Source organism: Streptomyces sp. NPDC086519, assembly GCF_040686075.1.
Classification (GTDB): Bacteria; Actinomycetota; Actinomycetes; order Streptomycetales; family Streptomycetaceae; genus Streptomyces; species Streptomyces shenzhenensis.
In genome coordinates, this window is sequence record NZ_JBFBJL010000039.1 from 45199 (window position 1) to 64656 (window position 19458).

The following is a 19458-nucleotide window of genomic DNA, read 5'->3' on the forward strand; positions in this document are numbered from 1 at the left end:
CATTCGGACGGGACGGTGCCGGTGTGGAGGGACGGGCGGGCGTCGACGGGCGGGGCCAGGGGTACGTCCGGTGGGAGCGGGTAGGACGTGGGCGGATGCCCCTCAGGTGTAGATCGGGGCAGGTCGTGCTGTCAATGGTTTGTACTTACATTCGGACCTGTGCGTGAAATGATGTCTTAACAAAGTATTGACAGCGGGCCGCACAGGGACTTGTATCCCGTCCCAACGCACAGCAGTGACCCGGACCACCTTGTCGGTTCGGGTCGACGGATCGTCCCGATCCGTTCCTTTCGCCCGCAGCACAGTGAGGTGCAGGAAAGATGGACCGTTCTTCCCACTCCCGTTCGCGCCGGCTGGCCCCGATCGTGGCCGTTGCCGCGGCGGCAGCCCTGACCCTCGCCGGCTGCTCCAGCAGCTCCGGGGGAAAGAAGTCCGAAGAGGGAGGAACTGCAGCCTCGGCGGGCAAGGCGTCCACCCCCCGCATGACGGTCGCGCTGGTCACCCACCAGTCGCCGGGCGACACCTTCTGGGACATCGTCCGCAAGGGCGCCCAGGCCGCCGCGGACAAGGACAACATCAAGCTCGTCTACTCCGCCGACCCGAACGCGGGCAACCAGGCCAACCTGGTGCAGAACGCCATCGACCAGAAGGTCGACGGGATCGCCGTCACCCTCGCCAAGCCGGACGCCATGAAGGACGTCGTCGGCAAGGCCAACGCCGCGAAGATCCCGATCGTCGGCCTCAACTCCGGTCTGAGCGACTGGAAGAAGCTCGGTCTGCTGGAGTTCTTCGGCCAGGACGAGACGGTGGCGGGCGAGGCGCTCGGCAACCGGCTGAACTCCGAGGGCGCGAAGAAGGTCGTCTGTGTCATCCAGGAGCAGGGCAACGTCGGCCTCACCCAGCGCTGCGACGGAGTGAAGAAGACGTTCTCGGGGACGACGGAGACCCTGTACGTCGACGGCACGTCCCCGACCGCGGTCAAGTCGACGATCACCGCCAAGCTCACGCAGGACAAGGCCATCGACCACGTGGTCACCCTCGGCGCCCCGATCGCGCTGATCGCCGTCCAGTCGGTGTCCGACGCGGGCAGCAAGGCGAAGGTCGCCACCTTCGACCTCAACAAGGACCTGACCACCGCGATCGGCAAGGGGACCATCGAGTTCGCCGTGGACCAGCAGCCCTACCTCCAGGGCTACCTGGCGATCGACTCGCTGTGGCTCTACAAGAACAACGGCAACTACATGGGCGGAGGCGAGCAGCCGGTCCTGACCGGCCCGGCCTTCGTCGACAAGTCCAACGTCGACAAGGTCGCCGCGTTCGCCGCGAAGGGCACCCGGTGATCGGTATGAGTCAGCAGGCACAGCCGGCGGTGGCGACACCGCCGGCCCCTGGCCCGAAGGAGAAGGACGGCCGGACCGCACAGCGCCCCCTGGCGCTGCGGATCCTGGCCCGTCCGGACGTCGGCGTCTTCCTCGGCGCCGTCGCGGTCTACGTCTTCTTCCTGGTCGCCGCGCCGCCGGTGCGCGAGGCCGGCTCGATGGCGAACATCCTCTACCAGTCGTCGACCATCGGCATCATGGCGCTGCCGGTCGCGCTGCTGATGATCGGCGGGGAGTTCGACCTCTCCGCCGGTGTCGCGGTCATCACCTCGGCGCTCACCGCGGCCATGCTCAGCTACCAGCTGACCCTCAACGTGTGGGCGGGCGTGATCGTCGCGCTCATCGTGTCGCTGGCCATCGGATTCCTCAACGGCTGGCTGGTGGTCAAGACCGGACTGCCGAGCTTCCTCATCACCCTGGGCAGCTTCCTGATCCTCCAGGGTGTGAACCTCGCCGTGACCAAGCTGGTCACCGGCAACGTCGCCACCGACGACATCAGCAACATGGACGGCTTCGACCAGGCCAAGGCCGTCTTCGCCTCCTCCTTCGACATCGGGGGCGTCCAGGTCAAGATCACCATCTTCTGGTGGCTGTTCTTCGCCGCCATCGCCACCTGGGTGCTGCTGCGCACCAGGTACGGCAACTGGACCTTCGCGGTCGGCGGCAACAAGGACAGCGCCCGCGCGGTCGGTGTCCCGGTCAACTTCACCAAGATCTCGCTGTTCATGCTGGTCGGCTTCGGCGCCTGGTTCGTCGGCATGCACCAGCTGTTCTCCTTCAACACCGTGCAGTCCGGCGAGGGTGTGGGCCAGGAGTTGATCTACATCTCCGCCGCGGTCATCGGCGGCTGCCTCCTGACCGGTGGCGCCGGCAGCGCGATCGGCCCGGTCTTCGGCGCCTTCATGTTCGGCATGGTCCAGCAGGGCATCGTCTACGCGGGCTGGAACCCCGACTGGTTCAAGGCCTTCCTCGGCGTCATGCTCCTCGGCGCCGTGATGATCAACCTGTGGGTCCAGCGGACCGCGACCAGGAGGTGACCCGATGACAGACAACGGAACCGGAACCCACGGCGCCATCCTCCAGGACGACGCGTCCACCGACGGCGCCCCGATCGTCGAACTGCGCGGCACGGGCAAGTCGTACGGCAACATCCGCGCCCTGCACGGGGTCGACCTCAAGGTCTTCCCCAACCAGGTGACCTGCGTCCTCGGCGACAACGGCGCCGGCAAGTCCACCCTCATCAAGATCATCTCGGGGCTGCACCAGCACACCGAGGGCGACTTCCTCGTCGACGGCGCCCCGGTGCGCTTCAGCACTCCGCGCGAGGCGTTGGACAAGGGCATCGCGACCGTCTACCAGGACCTGGCGACGGTCCCGCTGATGCCGGTGTGGCGGAACTTCTTCCTCGGCTCCGAGATGACCAAGGGTCCCTGGCCCGTGCGCCGGCTCGACATCGCGAAGATGAAGGAGACCGCCGACCGCGAACTGCGCAACATGGGCATCGTCCTGGACGACCTGGACCAGCCCATCGGCACCCTCTCCGGCGGCCAGCGCCAGTGCGTGGCCATCGCCCGCGCCGTCTACTTCGGCGCCCGCGTGCTCATCCTGGACGAGCCGACGGCCGCCCTCGGCGTCAAGCAGTCCGGAGTGGTCCTGAAGTACATCGCCGCCGCCCGCGAACGCGGCCTCGGCGTCATCTTCATCACCCACAACCCCCACCACGCGTACATGGTCGGCGACCACTTCAGCGTCCTGCGCCTCGGCACCCTCGAGCTCTCCGCCGAACGCAGCGACATCACCCTGGAGGAACTCACCAACCACATGGCCGGCGGCGCCGAACTCGCGGCCCTCAAGCACGAGCTGTCCCAGGTCCGTGGTGTCGACACCGAGGAGCTTCCCGAGGAGGAAGACCTCACCGCACCCGTCGCGACCGGCCCGGAAGGGAAGTCCTGACACCCATGACCAACGCCCTCGACCGCATCCGGGTGGGCTCGGCCCCCGACTCCTGGGGCGTCTGGTTCCCGGACGACCCCCGGCAGGTCCCCTGGGAACGCTTCCTCGACGAGGTCGCCGAGGCCGGCTACTCCTGGATCGAACTCGGCCCCTACGGCTACCTCCCCACCGACCCGGCCCGCCTCACCGACGAGATCGCCGAGCGGGACCTGAAGGTCTCGGCGGGCACGGTCTTCACGGGCCTGCACCGCGGCCCCGCCGTATGGGAGTCGACCTGGGCGCACGTCAGCCAGGTCGCCGCGCTCACCCAGGCGATGGGCGCGCGGCACCTGGTGGTCATCCCCTCCTTCTGGCGGGACGACAAGACCGCCGAGATCCTGGAGCCGCCGGAGCTGACCGGCGAGCAGTGGGCCCACCTCACCAAGGGCATGGAACGGCTCGGCCACGAGGTGAAGGAGACGTACGGACTGGACATCGTCGTCCACCCGCACGCCGACACCCACATCGACACCGAGGAGCACGTCGAGCGCTTCCTCGACTCGACCGACACGGACCTGGTCAACCTCTGCCTGGACACCGGTCACTACGCCTACTGCGGCGGCGACAGCGTCAAGCTGATCGAGGCCTACGGCGAGCGGATCGGCTACCTCCACCTCAAGCAGGTCGACCCGGCGATCCTGGCCGACGTCCAGGCCAAGGGCACCCCGTTCGGACCGGCCGTGGCCCAGGGCGTGATGTGCGAACCGCCGGCGGGCGTACCGGAGCTGGCACCGGTGCTGGCGGCGGCGCAGAGGCTGGGCGTGGACCTGTTCGCGATCGTCGAGCAGGACATGTACCCCTGCGAGCCGGACAAGCCGCTGCCCATCGCGGTGCGCACCCGGAAGTTCCTGCGGTCCTGCGGCGCCTGACAGCCGCTTCCCGGGGACCGCGCGGAGAGTTCCGCGCGGTCCCCGCGCGCCCCGGCGGGTTCGGGAACACCCGCCGGGGCGCGCGCGTTCAGCGGGTGACGGGGTGCGGGCCCGCTGGACGGGGAGGACGAGCATGAGCCACGAGGAGACCACGGCCGAGGCGGTGACGCGCAAGGAGCGCTTCGGCGCGCTGCCCGAGCGGATACGCCCCGAGGACATGGTGGAGACCAGGCCGGCGATCCAGCACGACCCGGACCGGGACGCCTACGACCCGGACGAGTTCGCGGTGCGTTACGGCCTCTGAGCCGCCACCGGGACGCGGCCCGCACCGTGCGCGTGCAGGCTTTAAGCGCACTCCGGCACTGTCCGCCGGGCCGGCGCTGTCTGCCGGGCCGACTGCGGCTGCCGGGTTGTTTGCCGCGTCGCCTTCTCGGTGCCGCGCCGGTCGCGCCGGCCCGGCGCCGGGGTGATCTCAGTGGCACGGGGTCCCGGAAGCGTGCCGCGGAGGCGTACGGCGAAGTCCGGCAGCCGGCGCGTGGCGGCGTGCCGCCGTCGCCCGCCGGAACCGTCCGGCGGCATCCGCGCCACTTCCGTCAGCCCCATGGGCCCGCTGGTGGCGAGGCAGCGGTCCCGTGGATCTGACGGCGGGGTGTCCCGTGGATCTGACGAAGAGGCGTCCCGCGGACCTGACGACGGGGCGGGCCGGGGACCGCGTGCCCGGCCCCTGTGACCCGCCCCGCCGCCGTGCGCGGTGTCAGGCTCCGCGCACCTCTGCGATCGTCACCGGACGGTGCTCATGCAGAGACAGGGTGCAGGCATCGGCGATCCAGCCGGCCTCCAGGGCGTCCTCGATCGTGCAGGGGGAGGGCCGGGTACCGGCCACGACCTCGGTGAACGCGGTGAGTTCGGCGCGGTAGGCCGCCGTGAACCGGTCCATGAAGAAGTCGTGCGGGGTGCCCGCCGGGAAGGTCACACCGGGCTCGACCGAGCGCAGCGGAAGCTTGTCCTCCAGGCCGACGGCGATGGAGTCCGCGAAGCCGTGCAGCTCCATCCGGACGTCGTAACCCCGGGCGTTGTGCCGGGAGTTGGAGACCACCGCGAGGGTGCCGTCGTCCAGGGTGAGGATCGCGCCGGTGGTGTCGGCGTCGCCGGCCTCCCGGATGTAGTCGGCACCCCGGTTGCCGCCGACCGCGTACACCTCGGTGACCTCGCGGCCGGTCACCCAGCGGATGATGTCGAAGTCGTGCACGGAACAGTCCCGGAAGATCCCGCCGGACGCGGCGATGTACGCGGCCGGCGGCGGGGCCGGGTCCAGCGTGGTGGAGCGCACCGTGTGCAGCTTGCCCAGCTCGCCCGACCGGACGGCGGCCCGGGCGGCGACGAAGCCCGCGTCGAAGCGGCGGTTGTAGCCGATCTGGATCGGCACGCCGCTGCCCTGCACGGCCTTGAGGACCTCGACGCCCTCGGCCATCGTCCTGGCGACCGGCTTCTCGCAGAAGACCGGGACACCGGCCTCGACACCGGCCAGGATCAGCCCCGGGTGGGCGTCGGTGGCGGCGGCCACCACGATGCCGTCCACGCCGGCGGCCAGCAGCGCCTGGGGCGAGTCCACGACCTCGGCACCGAACTTCTCGGCGGCGGCCTTGGCCGCGTCCGCGAACGGATCGGTGAAGACGAGCGACTCGACGACATCGAGCCCGGAGAGAGTCTCGGCGTGAAAGGCGCCGATGCGGCCGAGGCCGAGGATTCCGATACGCATGGGTGTAACTCCTTGATGTGTAACGCGCCCCGAAGGGGCGCGAGGAACTGCGTGAGCAGCCAGGACGAAGCCGCGGACGACTTACGGTCCGTCAGCTCTCCCGCCGCGCCGCGGCCCCCCGCAGCCCGTCCCGCAGGACCCGCGGCGCCCACCCCTCGTGCAGCGCCCGCCGCACGAGATCCGCCTGCGAGGGCGGCGCCATGCCGTCGACCGGCGGATCGCTGTCGAGGTTGGTGGGGAACGGGTAGCCTTCGGCGCTCGCGGCGATGACGTGCTCCAGCCACGCCTCGCCCGCCCCCTCCGACCGCCGCCGGCGCAGCACCGGGTAGACCGCGTTGGTCACCGCCTCCCGGTCCACGGACTCCATGGCCCGCCCGAACGCCGAGGACACCTGGAGCAGGTTGGCCATCCGGCGCACGTCGAGGGTCCGGTTGGTGCCGGCCGCGTGGAACACCGCCGGGTTGAAGAACACCGCGTCGCCCTTGGCGAGGGGCAGCTGCACATGACGGGCCTTGAAGTACTCCTGGAACTCCGGCCGCCGCCAGGCCAGATACCCGGGCTCGTAGGTCTGCGAGTACGGCAGGTACATCGTCGGCCCCGACTCCACCGGCATGTCGCAGTGCGCGACCGCGCCCTGGAGGGTGAGCACCGGGGAGAGCCGGTGCACATGGGCCGGGTAGGCCTCGGCCTGCTCGTCGGAGAGGAAACCGAGGTGGTAGTCGCGGTGCGCGGTCTGCGCCGCGCCGCCCGGATTGACCACGTTGATCTGCGAGGTGACCTGGTAGCCGGGGCCCAGCCAGGCCCGCGAGACCAGGGCCACGATGTCGTTGGCGTAGTAGTCGGCGAACACCTCCGGGTCGTACAGGGCCGCCTTCTCCAGGGCGTTCCACACCCGCTCGTTGGCGCCGGGCGCCGCGAAGTGGTCGCCGGCTCCCGCACCGGACTCGTGCTGCTCCGAGATGAGCGCCTCGAACACCGCGGTGGCCCGGTCGATCACCTGCGGGTCGGGGAAGGCGCCCTTGAAGACGACGACGCCGGGACCGTCGGCCAGGGCCCGGACGAGTTCGGTCCGCACGCCGTGGGCCGCGTCCGCGGCGCGCAGCCGCGCACTGTCGTAGACGAGGACGTTGTCCTCGACGGCCGAGGCGTAGGGGTAGCCGGCCGGGTCCGTGGTCCGCTCGACCAGGGCACGGAAGGTGTCGAGGTCGCAGTCCTGCTGCGAGAGCCAGGCGCGGCCCTGTTCGGCGGCGAGGGACATCGGTGTCCTGCTTTCGGTCACGGCCGTGGTCACGGCCACGGCGGGGCTCTGCCATTCTTGTCAGCACAAACCCCTCGAACAACCAGCAGAGACCCATCAAAAACCCCTCAAGGAGGCAGCCCGTGGGCCACCCCTTCCCCATCCGTGAGATCGCCCGTCAGGCAGGGCTCAGCGAGGCCACCGTGGACCGGGTGCTGAACGGCAGGGGCGGCGTCCGGGAGAGCACCGCCCGCGAGGTGGAGCGGGCCATCGCCGATCTGGACCGGCAGCGCACCCAGGTCCGGCTGGTGGGCCGTACCTTCATGGTCGACATCGTGATGCAGGCGCCCGAGCGGTTCACCACGGCGGTGCGCGGCGCGCTGGAGGCCGAGCTGCCGGCACTGCACCCCGCGGTGGTGCGCTCCCGGTTCCACTTCCGGGAGACCGGGCCGGTGGAGGAGCTGGTGCGGACCCTGGACCGGATAGCCCGCCGCGGCTCGCAGGGCGTGATCCTGAAGGCGCCGGACGTCCCCGAGGTCACCGCCGCCGTCGGGCGCCTCAGGTCGGCGGACATCCCGGTCGTCACCCTCGTCACCGACCTGCCCGCCAGCGGCCGGCTGGCCTACGTCGGCAGCGACAACCGGGCCGCCGGCGCCACCGCCGCCTACCTGATGGGCCAGTGGCTCGGCGACCGGCCCGGCAATGTCCTCACGAGCCTCAGCAGCGGGTTCTTCCGCAACGAGGAGGAGCGCGAGATGGGCTTCCGCAGCGCCATGCGGGCCAGGTATCCCGAGCGCACCCTGGTGGAGATCGCCGAGGGGCAGGGACTGGACGCCACCCAGTACGACCTGGTCCGCGCCGCCCTGGAACGGGACCCGGAGATCCGCGCCGTCTACTCCATCGGCGGCGGCAACATCGCGACCCTGCGCGCCTTCGCCGACCTCGGCCGGACATGCGCCGTGTTCATCGCCCACGACCTCGACCACGACAACACCCGGCTGCTGCGCGAGCACCGCCTGTCCGCCGTCCTCCACCACGATCTGCGCCAGGACATGCGCGAGGCCTGCCACCTGGTGATGCGGGCCCAGGGCGCGCTGCCCCCGGCGGGCCCGACCCTGCCGTCGGCGATCCAGGTGGTCACGCCGTACAACATGCCCGCGCCCCCGACCCGCTGAGCGTGCCCACGCCTCGCCGGGCACTCACAGACTGATCGCGTACGCCTTGCGCAGCGTCTCGTGCACCGTCCAGGTCGTACGGTCGCCCGCGCGCAGTACGGCCATGTCCCCGGGGCCCACGGTGAACGTCGGGCCGCCCTCGACCTCGATCGTCGCCGAGCCGCTGACCACCACGAACAGCTCGTCGGCCTCGGTGTCGGTGACCACGCCCGGGGTGATCTGCCAGATCCCGCGCAGCTGCTTCCCGTCGGCCGACTCCCAGACCACCTTCCCGGTGACCTCGGGCGTGCCGGAGACGACCTGCGCCGGATCGAGCGGGTCGGGTTCGAGCTCGGCGTCGGGGATGTGCAGGGCGAAGCTGTGCGTCGTCATGCGGCGACCCTAGCGAGCCGGCCGGTGTCCCGGCCGTGGACAGGGTGTGGGACATCCGGCCGGCCGGGAGGACACTTCGTCGGGCCGTGCCCGGTGGCGGCCGGGCCAGGCCCGGGTGATCATGGAGGACATGGCTGACTCGACGACGGCCGGGGCGCAGCCGCGCGCGCACGACACCCGCGAGGCCATTCTGTTCGGCGGGGTCTACGGTGCCGTGCTGGCCTGCTCGATGGTGGCCGCGCTCAGCCGGTACGGGCACACCTCCCGAGCCAGCCGCCGCTACGACGCCCTCTGGCTCCTGGTCACCGCCTGCGCCTCCGCCCTGGCGCACGGCTACGCCCACTACATCGCCGAGCGGGCCCCGCACCGGCGTTGGGACGCGCTGCACACCCTGGCCGACGAGTGGCCGCTGGTCACGGCCGTCCTGCCCACGGTCTTCCTGCTCGCGGGCGCCGGCTGGGGCTGGTGGCCGCCCAAGGGCGTCGAGTACCCGGCCTTCATTCTGAACATGGTGATCCTGTTCGGCCTCGGCCTCTTCACCGCCCGCTGGTCGCGGCGGAGTTGGCCGGCCGCCGTACTGATCGGCATCGTCGACGCGCTGCTGGGGGTGGTCGTGGTCGTGGCCAACGCACTCATCAAGTAGCCGCGGTGCGCGGACCTGGTGTGTCGCCGCGGGGTGCGGCTGCGGGGTGCGGCCGCGGTGCGTGGCCGCGGTGCGTGGCCGCGGTGCGTGGCCGCGATTCATTGAACGGTGAACGGGTTTACGATCATCCAAGGGCACTGTTCCTGCGCGCGAGGAGCCGGCATGACCACCGAGGACGCAGTCACCGCAGAGGCCGCCGACAGCCCGCGGGCCACCGGCGGTCCCCGGCGGCGCGAGCCGCCCACCGCGCTGATCCGTCATCCGCACGCCTTCACACGCGAGACCCGGCTGAACCGGCGCGAGTGGGAGGCGGCGATCGCCTTCCCCACTCGGACCGGGCAGACCCGCACGGACACCGGGCAGGAGTTCATCCTGCTCTCCGACGGCTCGGTGGGCGCCCTGCCGAAGGGCACCGGACAGCACCCCTGCCGCCCCGGCGGCGCCCACCTTGACTCCGACACGGTGCCCGCGGTCAAGGAGAGCCCGGCCAACGACTTGACCCCGACCGACGACCCGGCCGCGGCCGGGGAGTACGGCGTGCCGAACCCGTTCCGGCACGCCCGCTTCGACCTGGTCCTGGAGCGCTCGTGAACCCCTTCGACTTCGTGTACGAGACCAGGCCCGCCCGGGTGGTCTTCCGGCCCGGCGCCGCGCTCACCGCACCTCCCGAGGAGGCCCGGCACCTCGGGCTGCGGCGGCTGCTGGTGGTCAGCGGCGAGCGGGGCGCGGACACCGCGCGGGCGGTCGCCGACTCGCTCGGCCCGGCCTGCGCGGGCCTGCACACCGGGGCCCGGATGCACGTCCCCGTGGAAGTCGCCGACCGGGGCGTCCAGGCGGCCCGGGCCGCGGGCGCCGACGGCTGTGTGGCCGTCGGCGGCGGCTCGGCCATCGGCCTCGGCAAGGCCATCGCCCTGCGCACCGGCCTCCCGCTGATCGCCGTGCCCTCGACCTACGCCGGCTCCGAGATGACCCCGGTGTGGGGCCTGACCGAGCACGGCGTCAAACGCACCGGCCGCGACCCCGTCGTCCTGCCGCGCAGCGTCGTCTACGACCCCGAGCTCACCCTCTCCCTGCCCGTCCCGCTCTCGGTGACCAGCGGGATCAACGCCCTCGCCCACGCCGTCGAGGCGCTGTACGCCCCCGACGGCTCGCCGCTGGTCGCGCTGATGGCCGAGGAGGGCGTGCGGGCGCTGGCGGGCGCGCTGCCGGAGATCGCCGTCGCCCCGGAGGCCGTACCGGCCCGCTCCCGCGCCCTGTACGGCGCCTGGCTGTGCGGGGCCTGCCTCGGCGCCACCACCATGGGCCTGCACCACAAGCTGTGCCATGTCCTCGGCGGCACCTTCGGTCTCCCGCACGCCGAGACCCACACGGTCGTCCTGCCGTACGCACTCGCCTTCAACGCGCCCGCCGCCCCGGAGGCGGCCGCCGCCGTGGCCCGGGCCCTGGACGCGGACGACGCCCCGGCCGCCCTCCAGGAACTGGCGGGCCGCCTGGGCGCACCCCGCTCCCTCGCCGAACTGGGCCTGAAGCAATCAGACCTGGCGGCCGCGGCCGCCCAGATCGCAGGCCAGCCGTACGCCAACCCACGCCCGGTCACGACCGACGACGCACTGACCGTACTGCGGGCCGCGTACGAGGGCAGCCCGGTTCGAACCTGACCGGCGGGCGCTGCCACCAGCCCTTTCGCCGCGTCGCCCGAGGCCTGGAACTGACCCGGGAACTGCACGACCGCCGGGGCGAGGCCCGGGCACCGCAGGGACGGCCGCGTGGAGGCCGCCCGCGGCACGACCGCCGCGGCGCTGCGCCGGTTCGCGCAGGCCACGGAGATCGCCGAGGAGACCAACGACCACGTTCTCAGCAGTGAATTGCCCGACGACGTCGCTTCGGTGCGTCGGCCGTGGTCGCGTCGGCCCCAGGGATTCCGGACCGCGCGACACGGGCGTCGAACCGATCACCCGCCCCGGCGGACGGCTGATCCGCACCGCGGCAGGCCGCCCCCTCGCCCGGGCGGCCGGGATGCTTTCGTGACCGCCCCGGGAAGCCCGGCGCCTCGGGGCTGTGGCCCAGGCCGCCCCGTGGGGCTCGCGCCGATGAGCGCGCTGGTCATCTGGGGCTGTCGCGGAACCCGGTGCGACGCGGGCCGCGCCGGCGACCGGCCGCGCCGCCGGGCGACAGGAAGGCACGGGCGACCGGGGGACGTACCGTCGAGCTGCCTGTCGGTGAGCAGGTCCTGGGCGAGGGGCATCGCGCTCTCCTGACGGCGACGGCGACGGCGACCGTGACGGTCCGGTCGGGCTCGCCGTCGGTTTCCGCTCGCGCGGGCAGCGCGGCGCAGAGCCGTTCCCGCGTGCCGTCGACCGGTCGCTTCCGTAACCGCCGCACCCCGTTCCCACCGACGGGAATCCGCCGAACCGGCCCTGAATGCAGCCCAGTTGAAGCGCCGGAAGATGCCTCGGATTGCCGGTGCCGGCCGCCCGGAGAGCTGACGTCGTCACAGGTCACACGGCGCGGCCCGCCTCGCCGGGGCATCCGTGGGCGGTCGCCTGCCCGTGGAACGGGCTCCAGAGGCTGAGCACAAATTCCACACATCCCCCTCTCCAGACGCTCCCGGATGGTCTAGATTGATCGTGCTTCGCATGCTGGGACACGGGGCGACAAATGATGATCTATAGGTCCGGCGACAAGGACGGCCAGCGGCCGCCTCTGTGCTGCCAGACGTGGGGGTGATCGACTCTCGGGGCCCGGGAGGGGTCTTGGGTGCGGGGAGCACCCGGGGTTCCGGCGGGTTCCCGTACACCTCGCGAGCCCGGCAGGGCATGCGAGTCCGCCGCGACAAGGGCGGGTTGTTCAGGTAGCGCCGAAGTAGCCGGGATGCCGTCCGCGGGGGCGGGGGCCGCCCGCAGGGGGAACAGCGCGGCGCGGGGAGCCGGGGGGCCCTCCGGGGGACCGTGGTCTCCCGGGGGAGAAATGGTGCAAGTGCACCACGTCGAAACACTGAGACCGGGGGGTTTCTGTGCGGCTGGGGGGACTAGTCGACCCTTTTCCGCCGGCGCGCGGGCGTCTGGCGAATGGGGCAATCAGCGAGCCGGCGAGCGAGTGGGAGCAGCGGTACCGCCGTACCGTGATCATCGGGGATACCGTGGTCACCGCCTTCGTGGTGGCGGGTATCGGCGAGTTCTTCGGGGCCCGGGACGCGGCCAACTGGCACGAGAAGTGGGGAATTCTCGCCTTCGGCACCGAGCTGCTGGTGGTGGGAGCGCTCGCGGTGGGCCGGTCATGGGCTCCGGCCGTGCTCGGCCAGGGCGCCGAGGAATTCCGTCGGCTCGGACGCTCACTGTTCGCGGCCACCGTCGTACTGGCGCTCGGCGGGATCGCTCTCACCTCGCGCAACATCAAGCTCTGGATCTTCGTCGCGATTCCCGCGATCACGCTCGTCACGATGACCACGCGGTATCTGCTCCGCCTCGGTCTGCACAAACAGCGCAAAAGAGGACAGTGCCTGAGACAGGTGCTCGCTGCCGGAAGCCCCGCCACCGTGCGCGACCTGATCACCCGGACCCGCAAGTTCCCGCACATCGGCTGGCGGGTGGAGGCGGTGTGCACGACGGACGGTCGCGGGCTCGACGGTGACGAACTGGACGGAGTGCCGGTCGTGGGCCGCCTGACGGACGTCGCCAAGCACGTCCGCCACGACGGCTACCGGGTCGTCGCGATCACACCGGACCCGTACTGGACGCCGGACCGGCTCCAGCGGCTGGCCTGGAACCTCGAGGGCAGCGACGCCGAGATGGTCGTGGCCCCGGTCCTGATGGAGGTGGCGGGCCCCCGGCTGCACGTCGACGCGGTGCTCGGGATCCCGCTGCTGCGGGTCAGCCTGCCGACCTTCACCGGGGGCCGCCGGGCGATCAAGGCGGTCGTCGACCGGGTGGGCGCGGCGGTCCTGCTGATGCTGTTCGCGCCGCTGATGGTGTGTGTCGCGCTGCTCGTGCTGATGGACAGCCGCGGCGGGGCCTTCTACCGACAGCGCAGGGTCGGCAAGGACGGCCGGGAGTTCACGATTCTCAAATTCCGCACCATGGTCGTCGGGGCCCACCGGGCGCGTGCCGAGCTCGCCGACCGCGACGAAGGCGCGGGGCTGCTGTTCAAGGTCCGCCGGGATCCGCGGGTGACCCGGGTCGGAGCAGTGCTGCGCCGGTACTCGATCGACGAACTCCCGCAGCTTTTCAACGTACTCACCGGAGCGATGTCGCTCGTCGGCCCGCGGCCCCCGCTGCCGGAGGAGTGCGCCGCGTACGACCCGGACATCCGGCGGCGCCTGCTGGTCAAGCCAGGGCTCACCGGCCTGTGGCAGATCAGCGGACGCAGCGACCTGCCGTGGGAGGAGGCGGTCCGCCTCGACCTGCGGTACGTGGAGGACTGGTCGCTCGCCCTCGACACAGTGATCTTGTGGAAGACGATGCGCGCGGTGCTCCACGGGCAGGGGGCCTACTGATGCGCGGGGGGCTGCGACCCGACGGTCCCGCCGACGAGCGGAACGCAGGCCACCAGGGCCTGCCTGGGGGGAGGGACGGGTCATGAGAGTCAGCGTTTTCGGGCTCGGCTACGTGGGCTGCGTATCAGCCGCGTGCCTGGCCAGCATGGGCCACGAGGTCATCGGGGTGGACGTGAACCAGGTGAAGGTGGACCTGGTCAACGACGGCAAGGCCCCGGTGGTGGAGGAACGCATCGGCGAACTCCTCGCCGAGGTCGTGCGGACCGGAGCCCTGCGCGCCACCGGCGACGTCCGCGAGGCGATCCTGGGCAGCGAGGTGTCGCTGATATGCGTCGGCACGCCGTCGGAGCCCAACGGCAGCCTGTGCACCACGTACTTGGAGCGGGTCACCGAGCAGATCGGCGCCGCGCTGGCCGAGCGGGGCGGGCGGCAGACCATCGTGTTCCGCAGCACCATGCTCCCGGGCACCTGCCTGAACCTGCTGGTACCGATCCTGGAGAAGAACGTCGGTGGCACGGCCGGGGTGGACTTCGGGGTCGCGGTCAACCCGGAGTTCCTGCGCGAGGGCACGAGCGTGCGGGACTTCTTCGACCCGCCCAAGACCGTCATCGGCGAGCTCGACCCGGCCAGCGGTGACGCGGTGGCGACGCTGTACGAGGGCCTGCCCGGCGAGGTGTTCCGGGTGCCGGTCCCGACGGCCGAGGCGATCAAGTACGCGGACAACGCGTTCCACGGGCTCAAGATCGGCTTCGCGAACGAGCTGGGCGCGGTGTGCCAGGCGCTCGGGGTGGACTCGCACCAGGTGATGGACGTGTTCCTGGCCGACCGCAAGCTGAACATCAGCCCCGCCTACCTGCGCCCCGGCTTCGCCTTCGGCGGCTCCTGCCTGCCCAAGGACCTGCGCAGCCTGGTCCACGCGGCACAGCGGGCCGACGTCTCGGTACCCATCCTCGCCCATGTGCTGACCTCCAACTCCGACCATCTGCAGCGCGCGGTGGACCTCGTCGAGCGCACCGGCAAGCGCCGGGTGGGCCTGTTCGGGCTGTCCTTCAAACCCGGCACCGACGACCTCCGCGAAAGCCCGCTGGTCGAGCTGGCGGAGAGGCTTTTCGGCAAGGGGTACGACCTGCGGATCTACGACGCCAACGTGAGCCTTTCCCGGCTGATCGGAGCGAACCGCGAGTACATCGAGACCCGGCTGCCGCACCTCGCGCAACTGCTCGCGGACTCCGTCGACGAGGTACTCGAACACGCCGAGGTGTGCCTGGTCGGGACCAGGGACACGGCGGTGCTGTCGGCGCTGCCGCATGGCGAAGCACCGGTGATCGTCGATCTCGTCCGCCTTCCCGACGCCGAGACGCGCCGGACCGAACCGGGGTACATGGGCCTTGCTTGGTGACGCAACCAGCCGCGACGGGGTGAACCGGCGCGCGCTGATCCTGGTGGAGAACCTGTCGGTGCCGTTCGACCGGCGGGTGTGGCAGGAGTGCACGACGTTGCGCGACGCGGGCTGGACGGTGCACGTCATATGCCCGCAGGGGACCAAACGCGACACCGAGCCGGAAGCGGTGATCGACGGGGTGCGGATCCACCGCTACCCGTTGCGCGCGGCCACCGGAGGACCGGCGGGCTACCTGAAGGAGTACGGAGCGGCGCTGTGGCACACGGTCCGGCTGGCCCGCAGGGTCGGCCCGGTCGACGTGGTGCACGCGTGCAACCCGCCCGACCTGCTGTTCCTGCCGGCCCTGTGGCTCAAGCGCCGCGGCGCACGGTTCGTCTTCGACCAGCACGACCTGGTACCCGAGCTGTACCTCTCCCGGTTCGGCCGCGGCGAGGACCTGCTCTACCGCGCCGTGTGCGCACTGGAACGGCGGACCTACCGGGCCGCGGACGTCGTCCTCGCCACGAACGAGAGCTACCGGGACGTCGCGGTGCGCCGTGGCGGCCGCCGGCCGGAGGACGTCTTCGTGGTGCGCAGCGCGCCCGCGATCGACCGCTTCCGACCGGTGCCGCCCGAGCCGGAGTTGAAGCGCGGCAAGCCATATCTGCTGTGCTACCTCGGCGTCATGGGCCCGCAGGACGGCGTCGACTACGCGTTGCGGGCCCTCGCGAAGCTCCGCGACGACGTCGGGCGGACCGACTGGCACGCGGTGTTCGTCGGCTCCGGCGACGCCTTCGACGCGATGGTGGAGCTGGCCGGGCGGCTCGGTCTCTCCGAGCAGGTGCAGTTCACCGGGCGCATTCCGGACGCCGACCTGGTGCGCTACCTGTCCACCGCGGACGTCTGCCTGTCCCCCGACCCGCGCAATCCGCTCAACGACGTGTCGACCATGAACAAGGTCCTCGAGTACATGGCGATGGGGCGCCCGATCGTCTCCTTCGACCTGAAGGAGGCGCGCGTCTCCGCCGGTGAGGCCGCCGTCTACGCGCCCGCCGACGACGAGGCCGAGTTCGCCGGACTCATCGCGCTGCTCCTCGACGATCCGGACCAGCGGGCCCGGATGGGCAAGATCGGCCAGGAGCGGGTCAGCGGACCGCTCTCCTGGCGGAACTCGCAGGAGTCGCTGCTCGCCGCCTACACCGCCGCCTGCCGGGACCACACCCCGGTGTCGGCGGCCGACCCGGTACGGACAGGGAAGAGGCAGCGCAGTTGAGCGAGGACACGATACGTCTGGTCACCATCGGACGGATATTCCGTCGGCGCTGGCGGTTTCTCGCCGTCCTCGCCGCCGTGGGCGCGCTCGTCGGCTACGGCGCCTCGGTGGTGTTTCCGCCGCGGTACACGACGTCGGCGTCGGTCCTGCTGCCAGGGCAGTGGGAAGAGCGCGAGCTGCTGACCCAGGTCGACATAGCGACCAGCTCGACCGTGGTCCACCGCGCGGCGGCCACGCTCGGCTGGCGGGGCGTCAGCGGTGCCGACCTGCGGGATCAGGTGACCGCCTCGGCCGCCGACGGGAACATCATCAAGATCTCGGGTACGGCCGACACCCCGAAGCGTGCGCAGCAGCTCTCCGACCAGGTGGCCGCGCAGTTCGTCAGGTTCGCCGCGCGGGTCGTGGGCGGCGCCACCGACTCCACGGCGGCCACGGAGGCCGAGGCGCTGCGCAAGCAGGTCGAGGAGACCAACCGCCGCATCACCGACCTGGCCAACGCGGCCGATCCGGGGCAGACCGTGGAGGGCGTGCAGGCCCGGACCGAGCTGGAGAAGCTCAGCACCTCGCTGGAGGAGGCCATGACGAAGCTGGAGGAGGCCAACCCGGCGACCAACAAGGCCGGCATGGTCGTCATGGGGCCGGCGGCCCGGCCGACCGGCGAGGCGCCGCCGACGAGGACGCAGTTCATCGGCGCGGGAGCGCTGCTGTTCTTCCTGCTCGCGGTCATCGGCCACCTCGCCGCCGCCCGGATGAACCGCCGGCTGCGCACCGAACCGGAGATCGCCGCGGCGCTGGGCTCGGCGCTGCTGGGCACCGTCGACGTGCCGGACGGAGGGCGCGGCGCGCACCGGCCGGAAGACGGTGGCCCACGGGGATGGATCCGCCGGCTCCTCGGCCTCCGCCCCCGGTGGGACCTGCCGGCCCCGCGGCGGTCCGACGACGAGGCCGGCCGGCGGATCCGCTGCCGGCGGGTGTGCGCTCGGCTCCGGGACCAACTGGCCGCCCCCGCGCGGCTGCTGGTGGTCGTACCGGACGGCGACCTGATCGCCCGCCGGGCCGCCGGGCAGCTCGCCGCCGAGGCCGGGAGCGATCCGCAGCTGCGGGTGGTGGAGGTCTCGGTGGACCGGCCGACCGTGCCGGACCGCGACACCGAAGCCGGCGCCCTGGTCGTCCTCAGCGCGGGCAGCTGGACCGCGGAGGAGCTCGCCGGCATCGCCGAGGCGTGTGCGGACGCCCGGCACGAGGTTCTCGGCGTCGTCGTCGCCGATCCGGTCCGCGCCCGAGAGACGCGCTCCGCCGGCCACCCGCCGGACGACGCCACTCTCGCACTCGCGGTTCGCGGCCATGCCACGGGAGGTTCAGCGTGACGACAAGCACGACTGCGGAGTCGTCGGCCGCCGCTCCGCTTCTCGACCTGCAGGCCCTGGTGGTGGCGGTGCGCAGGCGCCGCCGCCTCTGGGGTGCCCTGGCGCTCCTCGGCCTGCTGGCCGGCGCCGCGCTGGCGGTCCTGATGCCGCCGTCGCCGACCGCCGTGACCGAAGTGCTGGTCGCGCACGAGGCGGACCAGCCGAACGACACCGGAACGCTGATCCGCACCGACGTCCAGCTGCTGCAGACCACGCAGATCGCCGACAAGGCCCTGCGGTCCCTCGGGTCCACGGAGAAACCCGAGGACTTCATGCAGGAATACCGGGGTACCGGCCTGACCAACAACCTGCTGCAGATCACGGTGACAGGCGACACCGACGCCCGGGCGGTGGCCCGCGCCAAGGCGCTGGCCGACGCGTTCGTCGCGGACCATGTGCAGCGGATGCAGAGGACCGCACAGGCCGAGGCCCAGGCCCTGCTCGACCAGCGCGACCGCATGCGGGACGAACTCGCCCAGGTCAACAAGGAGATCGGAAGCCAGTCGGCGGACAGCAACCCGAAGGCGTCGGCGTCCCTTGAGTCGCTCTTCGCCCGCCGCGCCGAACTCAACTCCCGCATCTCCGACTTCGACGAGCGCGCCGCGGAGGCGCGGACCGGCGCACCCCAGGTCGTCGCCGGCACGCAGATCGTGGACACCCCGCACGCGCTGCGGCACTCCCTGCCCAAGGCCGTTGCCACCGACGCCGCGATCGGCCTCGTCCTCGGCCTCTTCCTCGGGCTCGCGCTGGCCGCGGTCGGCACGGTGGTGGCGGACCGCCCTGTGCTGCGCCGTGACATCGCGGCGAACCTGGGTGCCTCGGTCATCGCGGAGCTGCCCCGCCGGAAGGGCGGGCCGTGGCAGCGCCGACGTACCCGGCTGACCCGGGAACGGCTCACCGCGACCCTGGCCCGCACCACGCGCGGCTCCGCGGAACCGGTGTCGCTGCTGGAACTGGGCTGTGCGCGGAGCACGAGCGTGATCGCCCTGGACCTCGCCAGGGCCATGGCGGCGGAGGGGCCGGTGACCGTCGTCGACGCCCTGCCCGGCCCGTACTCGGCAGGCCGTCGCCGGAAACCGGGAGATCCGCCTGTGGTCGGCGCCGAGCGTGCCGCGACCGTGCCGCCCCAGGAGCGCCGGATCGGCGTCGGCTCGGTGGCGCCCGGAACAGCGTGGACCGACCTCCAGTACCTCGGCACCCGGACCGTGCTCGTGGTGCGTGCCGGACACGGCAGCGCCGCGTGGCTGCACACCGTGGCGCGGCAGCTCGCGGACCAGCGCGTTGCCGTGATCGGCGTGGTGCTGATCGACCCCGATCCGCGTGACCGGACCGACGGCACCCTGTGGGACGGGGTGCACACCGCGCCGCGCGGCCGGAGCCCGTGGCCGGAGCGGCAGCCGGCGACGAGCCGGCGGCGGCCGGAGCGGCAGCCGGTGTGGGCTGCCCGGGGCCCGGACAACGACCAGGAGGCGCGGTAGGA

At 71.9% G+C, this 19458-nt stretch carries 17 protein-coding genes; 14 read left to right on the plus strand and 3 right to left on the minus strand.

The features are described from left to right. The first annotated feature begins 320 nt into the window (after positions 1 to 320). The 5 genes from AB0P24_RS30905 (at position 321) to AB0P24_RS30925 (ending at position 4544) form a co-directional block, all read left to right on the plus strand. A complete protein-coding gene (locus AB0P24_RS30905; protein WP_365799732.1) occupies positions 321 to 1340 on the plus strand; it encodes a sugar ABC transporter substrate-binding protein in 1020 nt (339 codons plus the stop codon). After that, positions 1340 to 2416 carry an ABC transporter permease gene (locus tag AB0P24_RS30910; protein ID WP_365799800.1) on the plus strand — a complete coding sequence of 359 codons (1077 nt, stop codon included), beginning with the start codon at positions 1340 to 1342 and terminating at the stop codon, positions 2414 to 2416. The genes AB0P24_RS30905 and AB0P24_RS30910 overlap by 1 nt, the downstream gene beginning before the upstream one ends. A 4-nt stretch (positions 2417 to 2420) precedes the next feature. Beyond that, entirely contained in the window at positions 2421 to 3332 is a 912-nt protein-coding gene (locus AB0P24_RS30915; protein WP_365799734.1) for an ATP-binding cassette domain-containing protein, read from the plus strand. 5 nt (positions 3333 to 3337) lie between these two features. Then, positions 3338 to 4240 carry a sugar phosphate isomerase/epimerase gene (locus tag AB0P24_RS30920; protein WP_365799736.1) on the plus strand — a complete coding sequence of 301 codons (903 nt, stop codon included), beginning with the start codon at positions 3338 to 3340 and terminating at the stop codon, positions 4238 to 4240. 133 nt (positions 4241 to 4373) lie between these two features. Continuing rightward, entirely contained in the window at positions 4374 to 4544 is a 171-nt protein-coding gene (locus AB0P24_RS30925) for a hypothetical protein (protein ID WP_361290837.1), read from the plus strand. A 450-nt stretch (positions 4545 to 4994) separates the two neighbouring features. Here the strand turns inward: AB0P24_RS30925 and AB0P24_RS30930 are convergent, their stop codons facing one another. Continuing rightward, the gene (locus AB0P24_RS30930; RefSeq protein WP_365799738.1) at positions 4995 to 5999 is read right to left on the minus strand and encodes a Gfo/Idh/MocA family oxidoreductase; all 1005 of its coding nucleotides are present in this window, start codon (positions 5997 to 5999) and stop codon (positions 4995 to 4997) included. Positions 6000 to 6090: 91 nt separating this feature from the next. Continuing rightward, positions 6091 to 7257 (minus strand): phytanoyl-CoA dioxygenase family protein, encoded by a 1167-nt coding sequence (locus AB0P24_RS30935; protein ID WP_365799802.1) that lies wholly within the window; start codon positions 7255 to 7257, stop codon positions 6091 to 6093. A 122-nt stretch (positions 7258 to 7379) separates the two neighbouring features. On the opposite strand from AB0P24_RS30935, the gene AB0P24_RS30940 reads away from it, so the two are divergent. Then, a complete protein-coding gene (locus AB0P24_RS30940; RefSeq protein WP_365799740.1) occupies positions 7380 to 8411 on the plus strand; it encodes a LacI family DNA-binding transcriptional regulator in 1032 nt (343 codons plus the stop codon). 24 nt (positions 8412 to 8435) lie between these two features. Here AB0P24_RS30940 and AB0P24_RS30945 read toward each other — a convergent pair whose 3' ends face one another. After that, positions 8436 to 8783, minus strand: coding sequence for a cupin domain-containing protein (locus tag AB0P24_RS30945; protein ID WP_181801927.1), 348 nt, complete (start codon positions 8781 to 8783; stop codon positions 8436 to 8438). A gap of 130 nt (positions 8784 to 8913) precedes the next feature. Here AB0P24_RS30945 and AB0P24_RS30950 point away from each other — a divergent pair, with 130 nt between their 5' ends. The 8 genes from AB0P24_RS30950 (at position 8914) to AB0P24_RS30985 (ending at position 19456) form a co-directional block, all read left to right on the plus strand. After that, positions 8914 to 9426, plus strand: a complete 513-nt coding sequence (locus AB0P24_RS30950; RefSeq protein WP_365799742.1) for a hypothetical protein — start codon at positions 8914 to 8916, stop codon at positions 9424 to 9426. 162 nt (positions 9427 to 9588) lie between these two features. Further along, entirely contained in the window at positions 9589 to 10017 is a 429-nt protein-coding gene (locus AB0P24_RS30955) for a dioxygenase (RefSeq protein WP_365799744.1), read from the plus strand. Next, positions 10014 to 11084 (plus strand): maleylacetate reductase, encoded by a 1071-nt coding sequence (locus AB0P24_RS30960; protein ID WP_365799746.1) that lies wholly within the window; start codon positions 10014 to 10016, stop codon positions 11082 to 11084. The genes AB0P24_RS30955 and AB0P24_RS30960 overlap by 4 nt, the downstream gene beginning before the upstream one ends. Before the next feature lie 1403 nt (positions 11085 to 12487). Continuing rightward, complete coding sequence (locus AB0P24_RS30965; protein ID WP_365799804.1) at positions 12488 to 13918, plus strand: sugar transferase; 1431 nt, start codon at positions 12488 to 12490, stop codon at positions 13916 to 13918. Positions 13919 to 14000: 82 nt separating this feature from the next. Further along, complete coding sequence (locus AB0P24_RS30970) at positions 14001 to 15317, plus strand: nucleotide sugar dehydrogenase (RefSeq protein WP_365799748.1); 1317 nt, start codon at positions 14001 to 14003, stop codon at positions 15315 to 15317. Continuing rightward, entirely contained in the window at positions 15307 to 16572 is a 1266-nt protein-coding gene (locus AB0P24_RS30975) for a glycosyltransferase family 4 protein (RefSeq protein ID WP_365799750.1), read from the plus strand. Before AB0P24_RS30970 ends, AB0P24_RS30975 begins: the two co-directional genes overlap by 11 nt. Next, a complete protein-coding gene (locus AB0P24_RS30980) occupies positions 16569 to 17939 on the plus strand; it encodes a polysaccharide biosynthesis protein (protein ID WP_365799752.1) in 1371 nt (456 codons plus the stop codon). Before AB0P24_RS30975 ends, AB0P24_RS30980 begins: the two co-directional genes overlap by 4 nt. Beyond that, a complete protein-coding gene (locus AB0P24_RS30985) occupies positions 17936 to 19456 on the plus strand; it encodes a Wzz/FepE/Etk N-terminal domain-containing protein (RefSeq protein WP_365799754.1) in 1521 nt (506 codons plus the stop codon). Before AB0P24_RS30980 ends, AB0P24_RS30985 begins: the two co-directional genes overlap by 4 nt. The last annotated feature ends 2 nt before the right edge of the window (positions 19457 to 19458 follow it).

Excerpts from the sequence above, each read along its gene's own strand:
- AB0P24_RS30905 (WP_365799732.1), top strand. The coding sequence starts at position 321 with ATGGACCGTTCTTCCCACTCCCGTTCGCGCCGGCTGGCCCCGATCGTG.
- AB0P24_RS30915 (WP_365799734.1), top strand. The coding sequence starts at position 2,421 with ATGACAGACAACGGAACCGGAACCCACGGCGCCATCCTCCAGGACGAC.
- AB0P24_RS30920 (WP_365799736.1), top strand. The coding sequence starts at position 3,338 with ATGACCAACGCCCTCGACCGCATCCGGGTGGGCTCGGCCCCCGACTCC.
- AB0P24_RS30925 (WP_361290837.1), top strand. The coding sequence starts at position 4,374 with ATGAGCCACGAGGAGACCACGGCCGAGGCGGTGACGCGCAAGGAGCGC.
- AB0P24_RS30930 (WP_365799738.1), bottom strand. The coding sequence starts at position 5,999 with ATGCGTATCGGAATCCTCGGCCTCGGCCGCATCGGCGCCTTTCACGCC.
- AB0P24_RS30935 (WP_365799802.1), bottom strand. The coding sequence starts at position 7,257 with ATGTCCCTCGCCGCCGAACAGGGCCGCGCCTGGCTCTCGCAGCAGGAC.
- AB0P24_RS30945 (WP_181801927.1), bottom strand. The coding sequence starts at position 8,783 with ATGACGACGCACAGCTTCGCCCTGCACATCCCCGACGCCGAGCTCGAA.
- AB0P24_RS30950 (WP_365799742.1), top strand. The coding sequence starts at position 8,914 with ATGGCTGACTCGACGACGGCCGGGGCGCAGCCGCGCGCGCACGACACC.
- AB0P24_RS30955 (WP_365799744.1), top strand. The coding sequence starts at position 9,589 with ATGACCACCGAGGACGCAGTCACCGCAGAGGCCGCCGACAGCCCGCGG.
- AB0P24_RS30970 (WP_365799748.1), top strand. The coding sequence starts at position 14,001 with ATGAGAGTCAGCGTTTTCGGGCTCGGCTACGTGGGCTGCGTATCAGCC.